The following is a 17426-nucleotide window of genomic DNA, read 5'->3' on the forward strand; positions in this document are numbered from 1 at the left end:
ACAAAACCTGCATACGTTACGCCGTTACCTCCATTGTATGCAATGCCGTCATATACTTTGGTAGCATTTGTGGCAGTGATTGTTAAGGTAGCCGTGGTAATTTGTAAAGTACCGTTATTGAAGTTGATCGTATAGTTAGGCGATGTTAAACCGCCCGGGGTAATGAGGTAATTACCTGTATTGGTTGCTCCTTGGGAGGTACCACTGTATGTTAATGTACCACCTAAAACCGTCGCATTCTCTCCGTTTACAAAGCCTGTATAAGTAACGCCATTACCACCATTGTAGGCAATGCCGTTGTATGTTTTGGTATCATCGATGGCAGTCACCGTTAAACTAGCGGGGTTAATCGTAAGTGTACCGGTTACATATGTAAGCATGTAATTGGAAGAAGAGAATCCACTTGGCGTAATGTTATAATTACCTGTATTAATAGCGCCTTGGGAAGTACCTGTGTAAGCTAATGTACCAGCTAATACACTAGCATCTTCACCATTTACAAAGCCGGTATAAGTAACGCCGTTACCACCTGTGTATGCAATGCCATCATAAGATTTCGTAGCATCTGTAGCAGTCACCGTTAAATTTACAGGGCTAATTACCAGTGAGCCGTTATTGTAAGTAATATCGTAGTTGGTAGATGTATAACCACTTGGTGTAACCGTGTAAGTACCGACGTTTACGGCGGTGGTTGCATTACCTGTAAAGCTTAAGCTACCAGTTAAATTAGCGGCGGTTTCTCCATTTTGGAAACCTGTATAGTTAGCGGTGAAGCCTGTGTATACTTGGCCATCGTAGTTTTTACTAGCATTATCTGCGGTGATCGACAAACCAGCCTTTGATATATCGAGGGTGCCGTTGGTGTAGGTGATATTGTAGTTAGAAGATGTGTAACCGCTTGGGGTAATGATATAATTACCTGCGTTTACGGCACCTTGTGAAGTACCCATGTAAACCAATGTTCCACCAAGTACCGTTTCATCTTCAGTACCTACAAAACCAGCATACGTTACACCGTTACCACCGTTGTATGCAATGCCATCATATACTTTGGTAGCATTCGTGGCAGTGATAGTTAAGGTAGCCGGGGTAATTTGTAAAGTACCGTTATTGAAGTTGATCGTATAGTTAGGAGATGTTAAACCGCCCGGGGTAATGAGGTAATTACCTGTATTGGTTGCACCTTGGGAGGTACCACTGTATGTTAATGTACCACCTAAAACCGTCGCATTCTCTCCGTTTACAAAGCCTGTATAAGTAGCGCCATTACCTCCATTGTAGGCAATGCCGTTGTATGTTTTGGTATCATCGATGGCAGTCACCGTTAAACTAGCGGGGGTAATCGTAAGTGTACCAGCTACATATGTAAACATGTAGTTGGGAGAAGTAAAACCACTAGGCGTAATGTTATAACTACCTGTATTAATAGCACCTTGGGAATTACCATTAAAAGCTAATGTACCACTTAATACCGTTGGATCTTCTCCATTTACAAAGCCTGTATATGTAGCGCCGTTACCTCCAACAAATGCGATACCATCATAGGTTTTCGTAACATCTGTAGCAGTCACCATTAAATTTACAGGGCTAATTACCAGCGAGCCGTTATTGTAAGTAATATCGTAGTTCGTAGAAGTATAACCACTTGGTGTAACCGTGTAAGTACCGACGTTTACGGCGGTGGTTGCGTTACCTGTAAAGCTTAAGCTACCTGTTAAATTAGCGGCGGTTTCACCATTCTGGAAACCTGTATAGTTAGCGGTGAAGCTTGTGTACACTTGCCCATTGTAGTTTTTACTAACATTATCTGCGGTGATCGACAAACCAGCTTTTGTTATATCGAGTGTACCGTTGGAGTAGGTGATATTGTAGTTGGTAGATGTGTAACCACTTGGGGTAATGATATAATTACCTGCGTTTATGGCACCTTGGGAGGTACCATTGTAAACTAATGTTCCACCTAGTACTGTTTCATCTTCAGTACCAACAAAACCGGCATACGTTACACCATTACCGCCGTTGTAAGTGACACCATCGTAGACTTTGGTATCGTTAGATGCCGTAACTGTTAAGCTGGCCGGGGTGATGGTTAATGTACCTGTATTATATTGAATCGTATAATTCGTAGACGTTAAGCCGCTTGGTAAGATGGTATAGGTACCTGCGTTGGTAGCGCCTTGCGAGGTTCCACTGTAAGTTAATGTACCGCTTAATACCGTTGCATTTTCACCATTCACGAAGCCGGCATATGTAACGTTATTTCCGCCATTGTAGGCAATACCGTTGTATGTTTTCGTATCGTTTACTGCGGTAACTGTTAAGATTGATTGGCCGATATTTAACGCACCGTTGACGAAATTGATTGTGTAATTCGTAGAAGTTAAACCACTGGGGGTAATCACATAATTACCTGTATTAACTGCACCTTGGGAGGTACCTGAATAGGTTAATGTACCACCTAAAACGGTGGCATCTTCACTGCCCACAAAACCTGAATATGTTACGCCGTTACCACCTGTGTATGCAATACCATCGTAAGATTTAGTAAGGTCTGTAGCTGTAACGATTAAGTTTACGGGATCAATCACGAATAGCCCACTTGTATAAGTAAAATCGTAGTTCGCAGCAGTAAAACCACCTGGCACAATTCCATATGTTCCCACATTTACAGCTGTTGTTGCACTACCTGTAAAGCTTAGGCTACCGGATAAATTAGCTGTTGTTTCACCATTCTGGAAGCCTACGTAGGTAGCGGTAAAGCCGGTGTATATTTGGCCATTGTAGCTTTTATTGGCGTTATCGGCTGTAACGATTAAGCTAGCTTTTGCAATGTTGAGTGTACCGTTGAGGTAGATGATATTGTAGTTGGTAGATGTGTAACCACTTGGGGTAATGATATAATTACCTGCGTTTACGGCACCTTGGGAAGTACCGATGTAAGCCAATGTTCCACTTAGTACTGCTTCATTTTCTCCCGCCACGAAACCCATATACGTTGCACCATTTCCGCCTGTATAAGTAAGGCCATCATATACTTTAGTAGCATTTGTGGCTGTTACCACTAAAGTAGCGGGGGTAATGGTTAACGTACCTGGTACAAAGTTGATGACATAGTTTGTTGATGATACACCCGTAGGTGCTAATGTATAAGTACCGGTATTAATGGCACCTTGCGAAGTACCTGTCATACTTAAGGTACCAGTTAAAGCAGCCACCGTTTCACTATTCACAAAACCTGCATATGTATAGCCATTATCTCCCGTGTATGCAACACCATTATAGGTTTGTGAATGGTCATTGGCCGTTATGATTAAATTAACTTGTTGAATGTTTACAGTGCCGCTGTGGTAAACAATGTTGTAGTTGGGAGATGAGAGGCCACTTAGTGTAACCAAGTAATTCCCAGCATTCACAGCATTAACCCCTGTACCTGTGTAAGTTAATGAACCTGTTAGCACGGATATATTCTCACCATTTACAAACCCGGTAATTGTTGACGTGAATGTATTGACAGGTAATCCATCGTAAGGTTTTACGATATTATCGACGTATATATCAAGTTGTGTTGGTTGAATGGTTAATGTACCTGCTACATACGTAATCGTGTAATTATTGGTGCTATACCCGCCAGGTGTAATATTATAATTGCCTACATTTATCGCTCCTTGTGAAGAACCTCCGTATGCTAATGTGCCTGTTAAATTGGTAACATTATCCGTTCCAACAAATCCACTGTAAGTAACACCATTTCCACCATTATAAGCTGTTCCTGTATATGCTTGCGTAGCGGGGTTAGCTGTAATGAGTAACGGCGCCCTTGTAATTTGCAATTGCCCTACTTGGTAAACAAAATTATAGTTCAGCGATGTATACCCGCTTGGGCGAATATCATACAAACCCACATCCACCGCATTTTGCGAAGTACTTCCATAGGTTAATGTACCACCTAATGACGACACATTATCTGTTCCTAGAAACCCTGTAATTACCACACCATTTCCACCTGTATAAGGCACTTGATCATACATTTTTGTATAATCATTCGCTTTCACAGTTAAGTTTACTTTTGAAATAATGAGGGTACCACTTTGGTAAAAGATATCGTAGTTAGTAGAGGTATACCCCGTAGGCATGATAACATAAGTACCGGCATTAATAGCGCCTAGCGATGTACCACCATAAGTTAGCGTACCACCAAGACTTGTTTCGGTATCTGTATTCATGAACCCGGTATAGGTTACGCCGGCAGTATTAACATATGCAGCACCTGTATAGTTCGTTATTTCGGTTCTAGCCTTGATCACTAACAACGATTTGTTCACGGTTAATGTTCCCGGAACATAATTGATGAAGTAATTCGGTGAAGTTAGGCCTGTTGGAGTAATGGAATAGGTGCCTGCGTTTACTGCATTTTGGGCATCCCCGGTAAAGCTTAAGCTACCAGTTAGTGCGTTCGTTTCATTATCTGTACCCACAAAACCTGTGTAAGTAACATTGTGATTCGAAGCTATGGTATATGGGAAGCCGTCGTAGGATTTAAAATCATCGTCGGCTACAATATTTAAGGAAGCAGGTAAAATACGCGCACGGCCATCTACAAAAGTAATATCATAATTTGTGGCCGTTAACCCGCCCAGTGTTAATACATAATTACCCACATTGGTGGCTCCTTGTGCAGCGCCTCCGTAAACAGGGGTACCTGAAATAACGGATTCGTCATCACCATTTACAAAACCGGTTACGGTATATCCATTACCTCCACTGTACGGGGTAGCATTGTAGGAAAAAACGGCATCCGTTACAGTAACTGTTAGTATTGGTTTGGTAACTGTTACTGGAATAATTACATCGGTGGCTGGGGCAAAGGTTGCGTCGCCTGGCTGCTTAGCTGTAATAGCTACAGCACCTACTGCTTTTATCCTAAGTTTCCAAGCATTCCCAGCTGCGGCATCTTGATAAGGTTCGGCAATTGCGTTATCCGAAGAAGTGTATTCAACAGTTAAATTAGAACTAGCTGTAGCCGTAAGTAAAGGGTCGGCCGTGCCATATACAAATATAAGGTTGGCAGGTGCCGTAATTGTTTGGGCAACGGGTACACCAAATTCAAAGGCTCCCATATCAATTACCCCGCTTGTAGCATAATCGGTTACACGTGGATTGCCTTGTAAGTCGAGAGTAGCCGCTCCTAAACCGGTAAAGTAACTATTTAATCCTGCGTCTATTAAAGGACTGTTTGCTTTCAACCTAAAATCCCCGCTAGTGGTACCGCCAGCCACTGGCAATGGAGCAGAAATTAATTGGGGATCGAGCGAGCCATCAATATTGCCGTTAACAGGCGTAGAAAGGCTCTCTACATAATTATTATAAACATTACTACCTATAAAAGCATTCCGAGTATTCCTATACACAATGGAATTGTATAAATCTATTGGCTGTGTGAGGTTGATAGAATTGGCATTTGCATTACCGTTATAATTTGAGCTGATGGTTGTATTTCTGATGGTACAAGAAGCGGCTGTACCAGAAATTGCCCCACCAGAAGTGCCTGCCGCGTTACCACTAATCAGCGAATTCGTAATTACCAAAGCTCCGGAATTAGATGTGGTGATACCGCCACCTAACGAAGTCGCCGTATTTCCCTTAAAAATAGTATTAGCGAATGTGGCTGTACCAAATAATACAGCTGCACCCCCACCCGTAGAGGTGGCTTTATTATTTGTAAATGTTAACCTATTTAATATAGATGGGATAGTATTGTAATATACCATTCCCCCACCATTCAATGCTAGGTTATTTGCAAACTCACAATCCTCCACTACCAAGGATGAAGAAATATATAATAACATGCCTCCACCATAAGAAGAAGCTATGTTATTCATCAGCCTTAAATTCTTCAAACTTCCGTTAGCATAAGTAGCATATATCCCTCCACCATAGTTTGTACCTAGGCTTACCGCTTCTACTATTTGGGCACCAGCATTATTTGCATTGCCATTCACTATGTCGAAACCATTTAACTCGAAACCACTCACATTTAAACATGTAACTACATGCAATACATTATCTGCCGAATTATTAATGGTACCTATGTCGCCATCTAAAATGGAGCGATTGGCAGGAATATTTCGTTGTGAAATAGCGGTCTCATTCCCTGCAAAGCCACCATACACACTTACATTTGGTAATAGGCGAAAAGTTCTTGAACGCGTAAGTGGGTTTGCAATATCTATATACTCAGTTGGATAGTATGTTCCCTGTGCTACCCATATTTCACGTACAGTGGATGGTGTAGCATTCAAACTACGCGCAGCTGCCAAGGCATCACCTAATTCGCCCATGGCATTGGCCCAGGATGAGCCATTGCCGGTAGCACCTTTTACAACATATAATACACCCGCTGCACTGGGCACTTGTGCAAATAAACGCGGAACAAAAAACAAAACTAAAAACAGGGATAGTAGAAGTCGCTTCATCTAAAACAGATAGGGATTTTCAGTGTAATCGTTACATAGGCATATATGAAAATACCCTGTGTATTGAATATCTTTTCTCATACACAGGGCAATTCATACCAGTTAATATTATGCAAATATAATATATATCTAACAATAAAAAAGCGCATGTATATTATGTTATGCATGCGCTTGTATAATAACTTGTTATGCTTTCATTATTGCACGCTTTGTTCGTGTCGAACCTTAAAAACATGCAGGATATAAGGGAACAGAGCAGCCGTCGTTTCTTTCACTGCCCTAGGCGATCCTGGCATGGTAATGACCAAGGTATTATTGATAAAACCTGCTACCCCGCGTGATAGCATTGCATATGGTGTGCGTTGTTGCCCATAATTGCGGGCGGCTTCCATGATACCCGGCATTTCTACATCGAGTAATGGTTTAATAGCATCCGGCGTAACATCACGACGTGAAACACCTGTACCACCGGTGAACAAGAGCAAATCGATGTTGGCTTGTACACTTTGATGGGTTTGGGTTTGAATGGCCGCTATCTCATCGGGGATGATGGTGTATTGGGATACTTGTATATTATGTTGTTGTAACAATTCTACTAGTAACTTACCTGATTCATCTTCATACACACCTTGCGAAGCACGATCGGAACATACCACTACAGCAGCTTTAATAATTTTATCTTTTTGCGGGATGATATCCGATTTACCACCTTTCTTACTTTCCAGCTTTACGTTGTGAATCTCCACTTGTTTGTCGATGGGTTTCAACATATCGTAAATCGTTAGCGCGGCAATCATGGCGCCGTGCATGGCTTCTACTTCAACGCCGGTTTTGTAGATGGTATGTACTTCGGCGTAGATTTTCAATTGCAGGCCGTCGATTTCGAAGCTAAAGTGGCTATATTCTACCGGTAAAGGGTGGCAATCGGGGATGGCGTCACTGGTTCTTTTAATGGCGAATAAACCGGCTGCACGGGCAAACTCGAAGATATCGCCTTTCGGGATGCGCTTCTCAATGACTGCGTCGATGGTAGCTTGTGATGATACTTGTACCACGGCTAATGCGACCGCTTTGCGCAATGTATTTTGTTTATGTGTGATATCGACCATACAATTATTGGTTAACTTTCCATTGATAATCTTCTATTCCTAGTAGTTCTTTTCCCCAAATAGGAATATCTTTTTTCAAACGCTCTACAAACTCATTACAAGCCTGCATAGCTTCTTTTCGATGACCAGAAGCCGCCACAACGCATAAACAGGTTTCCCCTACTTGTACCATACCTAAGCTATGTTTCACCGTTAAACCTTGTAATCCGTATTTCTTTGTTACATCTGCTACCAGTTCTTCTAGTAATGGTGCTGCCATTTCTTTGTAGGTAGTATATTCCATAGCGGTGACTGTTTTCCCGTTCTGCACATCGGCCCTAATTTGCCCTGTAAACATGGAATACGCACCAATTTGCACATTACTACTATAAGTAGTGATCAATTCCGCTATTACCGTTGCAGGAATAGCACCTTGATGAAAATATGTTTGTTCCATAATGATTACAATAAACCGTTTTCTAATAAAGCAATTACTCCACCGCGTAAACTGTATACCATGCGATGTGGATGAGATGCCGCGTATAATTCAGCAGCTTGTAAACTACGTTTACCGCTTTGGCAAACAAATATAACGGCTCCATCTCCTACATATGGGAATGCTTGTAAAAAAGTTTGTAATGGCACACGTTCATGCGGAAATTTTCCTAGGCTAGGTTCTTCGTGAAGCTCCCGTACATCTATGATTGATGGGGTTTCAGTAGCGGTGAAGATGCGAAATTCTTCTACGCTAATTTCACGTGCTTGAAGTGGTATTGTACCGCATAGCATGGCGTAATCACGACTTTCAAACTCTTCCTTACTTGTGGGCCTAGCCAATTTACCTTCCGCGGTTGAATCTATGTCGAGTTCCAAGAAACGATTATCCAGGGCCGAGAAGGTGAGTAATTTTCCGCTTAGGGTGGTGCCTAATTTTGTTATCCACTTCAAACATTCTCCTGCCATCATATTACCTATTATACCAGGTAAATATCCCAACACGCCGGCCTCTTCACAATTTTGCACTTCTCCCGGTTTGGGAGGAACGGGGAATACATCGCGGTAACTCAATCCATTTTCGAATACTGCCACTTGTCCTTCAAATCGAGAAACAGCACCGTATATCAAGGGCTTGTAGATAAAAGCACAAGCATCGGCTAGCATATAGCGTGTTGTAAAATTATCTGTGCCGTCGAGTACAATATCGTATTGCGTTAGGAGATCGATGGCATTGTGGTTGGTGAGTAGGAAGTTGTATGTATGAGTTTGAATACTTGGATTTAATACAGCTAATTGACGGGCGGCTATATCCACTTTGGGTAAACCAATATCATTCATGCCGAATAGAAATTGGCGATGTAGGTTGCTTAGTTCCACTAATCCATCATCCACTATACCAATTGTTCCTACACCTGCACCGGCTAAGCTAGCAAGTATTGGGCAGCCAAGGCCGCCTGCGCCAACTACGAGAACTTTAGCAGCTTGCAATCGTTCTTGCGATGCAATGCCGAAACCCGGCAAGCGTATTTGTCGATGATAGCGCGCGAAGGCTTGTTCGTTTATATCCATCGTCGTTATTTTTATCCTCCTGAAAATGGCGGCAGTAAAGCAATTTCAGCATGCTGATCGATCACCATATTTTGCTTCGCAATTTTCTTATTGATAGCAATTAAATACGTGATGCTTTTCAAAGATGGGAATTGTGTATGTAACATTTCCCGTAATTCATCGGAACTAGCAACAGTGGGCAACTGTAAGCTTGTGCTGCCAGTAATATCCGTTAATTGTCCAAACACCAACACTTCCATATTATAATAAATTCGGTAAAAACAATTTGAATGATGCTACTGCTAACACCACAGCGAGCAGGTATTTAATGGTATTGTTTTGGAATTTCACGGCGCCGTAATACGAACCGAGTAATCCTCCTACGAATGCAATACCAACGTATGATACCATTTGCGGGCTGAAGGTAATTCCTTTTGTTAACTGGCCTAGTAAGCCCGCTAAAGAGTTTACAAAAATAAATAAGGCACTAATGGCGGCTGCTTGTTTTTGGTTTGTCCAACGAAGTAATAACAATACCGGTGATAATATCACACCGCCTCCAATGCCCAGCATACCCGACAGTAAACCAATGGAAGCACCGATAATAATAAGCCAAAATGTAGATGGTTGTTTTGTTTCATCCACTTGAACGTCTTTAAAAAACAAGAAACGAGCAACGGGAATCAATAGAAAAACACCTAATAGTTTTTTATAGATATCGGCATGAATGGTAATACTTCCACCAATAAAGGCCAAGGGTATTGAAGCTAGTGCTAAGGGAATGAATAAGCGTTTATTGAAATAATTACCCTTGAAATAAAAGGTAAACGACGTTAAGGATACGAATAAGTTAAGTAATAAGGCCGTGGGCTTCATAACAGCGGCTTGTACACCGAATAGTGCCATTAATGCCAAGTAGCCGCTAGCGCCACCATGGCCTACGGAAGAATATAAAAAGGCTACGAGTAGTAGTAAAGGGTAAATCAAGTATTCGTTATCCATACATTGGTAATATAATCAGCTCAACAATATCGTTCGTCTTGTAATGATTCGGTGTTTCCGGGAGATGTACTAAGCAATTTGATTGCGCATAACTTGCCATCCTGTAAGATTCTTGGCCGGTTAAGATGGTTACTTGGCCATCTATATAAGTACCTTTTAAGAATTGTGTGAGTTGAATTTTTTTATTGCATTCGTTCACAAGCGGTGCTTGTAAACGCTTTAGTTCAGTAGTTTGCCCTTGTGCAGCGCGAATAAACGGCCACACATATATATAAAAGCAGGTTAGTACGGAAGAAGGATTTCCCGGCAAGCCGAATACTCGTTTTTCGCCTTTTGTACCAAAATATAAGGGTTTGCCTGGGCGCTGTTTTACTTTATGGAAGATGGGCGTAACACCGCAATTGTTCGCTGCTTGTACAACAAAATCGTAATCGCCAACACTTACACCACCTGTTAACATTACAATATCGGCAGCATGTAAAGCGGCGTTTAATTGTGTTGTTACCTCTTCTAAAGTATCTTTTGCACGGAATATTTGCAAATGGCTAATGCCCATTTGCTGCAAGCCAGCTTGCAACATGTACGAGCTAGATTCGTATACTTGGCCATGCTGTAAAGGTTGACCGGGTGTTTGCAATTCGTTGCCAGTAATAATCAGTGCCACGGTAGGCGAAGCGAAAACCGGCACTTGGTCGTACCCCAAACCAGCAAGGAAGCCGATGGTATGTGGGCTCATGCGTGTTCCTTTAGGTAAAGCAAGCGCCCCTTGCTTAATTTCGGAGCCGGCAGGACGGAAATTTTCGAATGCTTGTAATTGCGGGTAATTGATATGCAATGCATCGTTTTCGATGCGCGTCATTTCTTGCATCACAATTGTATCGGCCCCTTCCGGAACAGGAGCACCGGTGAAAATGCGTGCCGATTCGCCGGGTTGAATGCTATGTTGAGCCGCATTACCTGCCGCAATTTTAGTTACAATTTTGTAAGCATTGTTGGAAAATTGGTTATCATAACGGATAGCATAGCCATCAACAGAAGATTGATTGAATGCTGGGATATCGATCTTTGCAAATAGGTCTTCCGCTAATATTGCCCCGGTTGATTGCGCTATGGGTACTTGTATAATTTTCTTCGTTAGTGGCACTGCTTCCATTAATGCTGATGCTTCGGCCACTGTGATCATACTTTTCATCATACTCATTTTTACCCGCCAATACTGATCATACTGCGGTTGATTATTTCCGTACTTTTTAAATGCTCGAAAGAAGTGTTTCCGAATTGACCACCTAGTTTTTCTGCTTTATTAGCAATAGATTGGTGAATCAATGGCGTTATAGGTAATCCATTTCTTAAAGCAGTTAATAGATCTACTTCATCTTTAGAGAATAAGCAATTCTTCATTTTGCCATCTGCTGTTAAGCGCATGCGGTTGCAATCGCCGCAAAATGGGTGGCTCATGGTGCTAATGATGGCAAAGCTACCTGTAAATCCGGGCACTTTAAAGGCGGTGCTTGTGGCATGTGGAGCATTTTCAAGCGGAACAACATGATGCACGGTTTGTATGACATCGAGTAATGCTTTTCTAGTTACCACCTTTTCACTCTCCCAATGATTTCCATCGAAAGGCATAAACTCAATAAACCTTACTTCGATCTTTTCATGCTTTGTCCATGCAATAAAATCCAGTACTTCATGATCGTTAATGCCGCGCATAACTACCATGTTTATTTTTACTTCAAAGCCTTTGTGTAGAGCGGTTTGAATATTTTCTTTTGTTTGGTGGAATTTATCCCGGCGAGTGAGTAACATGAATTTATCAGCCGACAAAGTATCTAAGCTGATATTCAATTGTTGTACACCAGCACGTTGTAATACATCGACATAACGATGTAATAAAACGGCGTTCGTGGTGATTGTTAGTTGTGTACCTAAAGTTGAGAGCCGTTGAAGAATATCAGCAAAATCTGGTCGTGCTAAAGGTTCTCCACCTGTTAGCCTGATTTTGGTAACGCCGTTCTCTACGAACGACTTTGCCAAGCTTTCAATTTCATGGGCTTGCATGAGATGAGAACGATCCATGAAATGAAAATCTTCGTCGGGCATGCAATAAGTACAACGTAGGTTGCACCGATCTGTTAACGAGATCCGTAAATAATCGTGTTTTCTATGGAACCTATCTATCATCATGCTTCGGATCGAGTTAAAAGTGCGTTGTGGGTAATGGCATCTAAAGAAGCTTGATCGTCGATATCGAAAGCACCGCCAGGGAAATCTACAGTGGCAATATTTTCGGTATGGGCGATTACATGTTTAGCGCCGGTGTCGCCTTGTAAAGTTAGCAAAGCGGGGAACATATCGGCACGAAATAATGCCGGCACGCCGTTTCTGCCTTCGTACGTGCTAGCAGCGATAGGTACATTCCGCGCTTGTTGTTCGTGCATGAGTTGGCGTAGATGGAATGAATCCAAATAAGGCTGGTCGCATACGAGGATGAGGATAAAAGCTAATTGGGGATGTATTGCCTGTAGTGCAGCTACCCCGTGGCGAATAGAACTTCCCATACCTTCTTCGAACTGCGGGTTTTCGATGATGGTAACGGGTAAATCTGCCAACTGGGTGCGTGTAGTTTCTACCTCCTTGCCTACTACCACTCCAATAGTGGATGTACCGAGTTGTTGCGCTGTTTTAATCGTATTACGTAACAGGGTATCTCCTTTGTACATCAATGCTTGCTTGGGGCTACCTAAGCGTTTCGATTGCCCGGCTGCTAATACCAGCACCGCGTATTGTTCTAAAGGCGTAGCTAGGTGTTTTATGCGTTTATGGATATGTTTCTTTTGTTCGATACGCAAAGAAGTGCCCGGTTTGTTTGCAAACACGGCCTTTACTTCGCTGATAATAGACAGGGCGATTTCTTCCGGGGTTTCGGCTCCAATATTCAAACCAATTGGGCCATATACCCGGTTTTGTTGTTCTTGGATTTGCATTCCTTCAGCAGTTAGCTCATCCATCAATCGTTTCTGCTTTTGTTGGGGGCCTAAAATGCCGATATACTTTGCTTTACTATTCAAAGCGATCTTCAATACAGCTTTATCATACGCATAATTGTGCGACATAATAATTACGGCTGTTTCTTCATCGACCTGCCTCTCTTTCATCAATGTTTCCGGGTCGCCAACAGCAATTTGACAGGAAGGGAAACGGGTTTCATTGGCGTATGAAGAACGACCATCTAGTAAAGTTGTATCCCATCCCAGCACATCTGCCAAAGCAACTAAGGGAAGCACATCGTTCCCTGCCCCGGCTATTAAAAGTGCGGGATTGGGCTTGATATATTCGAGAAAAACAGTACACTCATTGAATTGCACAAAAGATGACGTTTGCAATGCGAATACGTGCTGTATATCTGCTTGTAATCGTTCGTATGCAATGGGTAGTGCTCCATTCGTTTCGTGTGTGTTGTTTTGAAACGCGAGTAAATGGGTACCTTGCGCAGTGGATTTTTTATCGTTCGGCGTGAAGAAAGTTGCTAGCACTACCGGTTCACGGAGGGTATTTACTTTCTGTAGGAAATAGAAAGCGGTATGATGCGTATGTGCTTGCATGGGTTCTAGTAAAATCCTGGTGATCCCACTACACCCAAGGCTGATGGCAATACCGGCTGTACCCGTTTCTTCGGAAGTATCGTAGGTTACCAGGTGTGGCTTTTGTTCTGCCATTACTAGTAATGCTTTTCTTAATACATCGCCTTCCAAGCAACCACCGCTTACGGCTCCAACGATGGCGCCGTTGGGTAAAATCAACATACGCGCACCGGGCGCCCGGTAGGCAGATCCTTCAATATGCACAACAGTGGCCAATACTGCTTTTTCAGTATTGCCCACTTTTTCAATCGCTTGTATGATTTGCCTAATTTCTTTCATAATCTTTCATTTACAAATCACGGCATTCGTTAAAAGCGCTACGACCTGTAATATATCGGCTTGGGTTGTAAAGCGGCCAAGGCTGAGTCGTATTACGCGCGCTGCTTGTTCACCAGTGATTCCCATTGCAGTTAGTACATGGGAAGGTGCTTGGAGTAAACCCTTACAAGCACTACTTCTACTGGCGGCTAATTGTTGCGACAGCGAGAGTAGTATTTGTTCTGCATGTCCGTGTGGCAATGTAATATTGCTAACATGTGGTAAACGGGGTTCGGCCCCGTTTATTTGCAAGCCTGGGATATTTGCTTTCAATTCATTTTCTAATTGATCGCGGAGTAGGCGGAGTTGTTGGGATTCTGTTTCCATCAACATAGCACATAACGCCGCAGCTTTACCAAAACCAACAATACCCGGTGTATTTAAAGTACCGCTACGCATCCCTCCTTCGTGATGCCCTCCATGTTGTTGTGGTATAAAGGGAAGGTTCTTCTCCTTCACCCCGTTTCCAATAAACAAAGCACCTATACCTTTAGGGCCATATAGTTTATGTGCAGAAAATGCCATGATATCAATGCCATCCTTCAACACATCTACAGGTATTTTCCCTACGGCCTGCGTAGCATCACAAAAAAACAAAATACCATGCTTATGCGCGATACTGCTGATTGCTTGTACGGGGTGTATAACACCTGTTTCGTTATTTGCGTACATCAGCGCTATACAAATAGTATGCGTACGTATTTCGCTTTCAAGTACAGCTAGATCAATCTTTCCGTCATCATTTACATCGAGATAAGATATTTCCACACCTTTCGATGTTAAGTAATCACATGTATCTAATACAGCACTATGTTCGGTTTTGCAGGTAATGATATGTTTGGGCTGGTGAGGAAATGCTTCAACTATTCCTTTCAAACCCAAATTAATCGCTTCAGTAGCGCCGGAAGTAAATACTATTTGTTGCGTATTCGCCCCTATTAGCTTTGCCACTTGTTGCCGGGCATCTTCTACCTGTTCATGGGCTTGCCAACCGTACAAATGATCACGACTGGCCGCGTTACCAAATTCTTGTGTAAATAAAGGAAGCATTACTTCAACCACCCTAGGATCACAAGGCGTAGTGGCATTGTAATCCATATATACCGGCTTTCCATTCATATGCTGCTGTTATGCCATTAAAACCTTATCGGGCGTAATAGGCAAATTGCGTAAGCGTTTGCCAGTTGCGTTGTAAATAGCATTGGCTACAGCGGGTGCCATTCCAATGATACCTACTTCACCTAAACCTTTCGCCCCGGCTGGGTTAATATTTACATCGGGTTTGCCAATGAAGGATACATCAATGATGGGTGCATCGGCGTTTACTGGGAAGTGATAACCGGCCAAGTCGTTACCAACAACACAACCTAATTTATGATCTACCAATTGTTCCTCTGTTAGTGCCATCCCCAGTCCGCCTACAGCTGCACCAGAAATTTGGTTTGCTGCGGCTTTATCATTTACAACATACCCGGCATCTACTACGCTCACAATCTTATCTACTTTCACTTTACCTGTTTTTGCGTGTACTTTCACTCTTACGAAGTGCGCAGCACCAGAACAAAACGCGTACTTCTGGCGTTCTTCGCCAGGGCCAGATGTGGCCTGTACATCTATAATTTCTAGGTTATTTTTCGCGAAGATGTTTTCGTATGATACAGGGCGATTGCCTTGCGTTTGCAAAGCCACACCGTTCTTTGTAAATACGATATCAGCAGGATTTACATGCTTATATGCCTCGTCTACCACACTTGCCAATTCCGCTATTTTTTTACGGAACTCGTTACAAGCGGCTACTACGGCACCGCTCATTGTAGATAAGCCTGTGCTACCACCTTGACTAGGCGCTGCAGGTAGATTAGAATTACCGAGGTTGACTTTAATTTTGTTTTTGGGGATACCTAGGTTGTCGTGCGCAATGTTTTGCATGCCTGTGCCTGTACCTGTTCCTATATCCGTCATGGCTGTTTCTACGGAAATGGTACCATCTTTCTGCATTTTAATACCGGCACTTGCTTTCGATCGTCCAGCGAACCACATGCCGCAGGCCATTCCGTAACCAATCATCCAATCTCCTTCTTTCACACTGGCCGGTTGTGCTTTGCGGTATTTCGCCCATTCAATATTGGCGGCTCCTTTCTCTACGCATTCGTTGAGGAAGTTAGTCGACCATGGCTTTTGTGTATCTGGATCGATTTCAGTCGCTAAGTTTTGTAAACGTAATTGTACAGGGTCCTTCTTCAATTGATAACTTAGTTCATCAATCGCACATTCTAAGCCGAAGGCGCCGCTACAATCACCAGGCCCGCGCATCCAAGTAGGTGCACTTAGGTTGAGTGAAACGGTAGCTTCTTCTGTTTTTGCATTGGGAATTTTATAGAGCATGCGGGAAATGCGGGTAATCCCTTCCCTGTAATTATCGTAAACAGATTTACTGTGTTTGGATTGATGTAAGATACCCAAGAAGTTACCATCTTTGTCAGCGCCAATTTTCACCTTCTGCCATGCTTGCGGGCGGTAACCTACTAATGTAAACATTTGCGGTCGTGTTAAAACCACCTTTACCGGGCGCTTTACTTGTTGTGCAGCCATTACCGTCATTAATACGTGTGGCCAAACCAGCAAACCTGCACCAAAGCCACCACCTACGAATTCGCTGATTACTTCAATATTCGCTGCCGGCATTTTCCATAAGCGCGACAAGGTACCTTGTACATTATTTACACCTTGGTTTTTATCCCAAAGTTTCAGCTTATCCTTACTTACCCAAGTAGCAATTGTAGCATGCATCTCCATTGGGTTATGCACTTCATGCTTGATATTGTATTCGGCATCTGCTACAAAAGCTGCATTACTCCATGCATCCATAGTGCCACGCTCTTTGCCCGTACCTGCTAAAGGTATAGAAGGGTGCGTGGTATCGAAGTCAACATTGAATGAGCTTTGTTTGTAAGTAGCTGTTACCAACGAAGCTGCATAAGTGGCATCTTCGAGCGTTTCGGCAATCACTAGCGCAATGGGTTGCCCTTTAAAGAATACTTTATCTGTATGTAGTACCGGCAAACTAAAACCGGATTTCTTGATAGATTCTTCATTTTCGAAAGCTGGAATGCTTGGGCGGTTCAAATGGGTAATAATATCCAAAACGCCGGCTACTTCCTTTGCATCATCTAAATGATATGCTTCAATTTCACCTGCAGGAATAGTGCTACCAACAATAACACCGTAGCAAACATTGTCTACTTTATATTCAGCAGCGTATTTACCACTACCTGTAACTTTTGAAATACCTTCCACGCGGCCTTCGGCCATATTGGAAACAGGTTTTTTACGTCGAAAGAAACTCATACCTGTAC

The 17426-nt window shown here is 42.7% G+C and carries 11 protein-coding genes; all 11 read right to left on the minus strand.

Going from position 1 to position 17426, the window contains the following annotated elements; genetic code table 11:
* On the minus strand, positions 1-6473 hold a 6473-nt coding region (locus LX64_RS24090), incomplete at its 3' end, for an MBG domain-containing protein (protein WP_148707442.1).
* A 197-nt stretch (positions 6474-6670) separates the two neighbouring features.
* Positions 6671-7582, minus strand: a complete 912-nt coding sequence (gene moaCB / locus LX64_RS24095; protein ID WP_111600269.1) for a bifunctional molybdenum cofactor biosynthesis protein MoaC/MoaB — start codon at positions 7580-7582, stop codon at positions 6671-6673.
* Between the two features lie 4 nt (positions 7583-7586).
* Entirely contained in the window at positions 7587-8018 is a 432-nt protein-coding gene (locus LX64_RS24100) for a molybdenum cofactor biosynthesis protein MoaE (RefSeq protein ID WP_111600270.1), read from the minus strand.
* Positions 8019-8023: 5 nt separating this feature from the next.
* Positions 8024-9127, minus strand: coding sequence for a ThiF family adenylyltransferase (locus LX64_RS24105; protein ID WP_111600271.1), 1104 nt, complete (start codon positions 9125-9127; stop codon positions 8024-8026).
* 11 nt (positions 9128-9138) lie between these two features.
* Positions 9139-9366: a MoaD/ThiS family protein gene (locus tag LX64_RS24110; RefSeq protein ID WP_111600272.1), complete on the minus strand. Its 228-nt coding sequence runs from the start codon at positions 9364-9366 to the stop codon at positions 9139-9141.
* A 1-nt stretch (position 9367) separates the two neighbouring features.
* Positions 9368-10108, minus strand: a complete 741-nt coding sequence (locus LX64_RS24115) for a sulfite exporter TauE/SafE family protein (RefSeq protein ID WP_111600273.1) — start codon at positions 10106-10108, stop codon at positions 9368-9370.
* Positions 10101-11300: a molybdopterin molybdotransferase MoeA gene (locus LX64_RS24120; RefSeq protein WP_245952814.1), complete on the minus strand. Its 1200-nt coding sequence runs from the start codon at positions 11298-11300 to the stop codon at positions 10101-10103. Before LX64_RS24120 ends, LX64_RS24115 begins: the two co-directional genes overlap by 8 nt.
* An 11-nt stretch (positions 11301-11311) precedes the next feature.
* Entirely contained in the window at positions 11312-12295 is a 984-nt protein-coding gene (gene moaA / locus LX64_RS24125) for a GTP 3',8-cyclase MoaA (protein ID WP_111600274.1), read from the minus strand.
* Positions 12292-14031: an XdhC family protein gene (locus LX64_RS24130; RefSeq protein WP_111600275.1), complete on the minus strand. Its 1740-nt coding sequence runs from the start codon at positions 14029-14031 to the stop codon at positions 12292-12294. Before LX64_RS24130 ends, moaA begins: the two co-directional genes overlap by 4 nt.
* A gap of 6 nt (positions 14032-14037) precedes the next feature.
* Entirely contained in the window at positions 14038-15189 is a 1152-nt protein-coding gene (locus LX64_RS24135; RefSeq protein ID WP_111600276.1) for a cysteine desulfurase family protein, read from the minus strand.
* Between the two features lie 9 nt (positions 15190-15198).
* Positions 15199-17418, minus strand: coding sequence for a xanthine dehydrogenase family protein molybdopterin-binding subunit (locus tag LX64_RS24140; protein ID WP_111600277.1), 2220 nt, complete (start codon positions 17416-17418; stop codon positions 15199-15201).
* Positions 17419-17426 lie beyond the last annotated feature (8 nt).

This window comes from Chitinophaga skermanii, from assembly GCF_003259335.1.
Classification (GTDB): domain Bacteria; phylum Bacteroidota; class Bacteroidia; order Chitinophagales; family Chitinophagaceae; genus Chitinophaga; species Chitinophaga skermanii.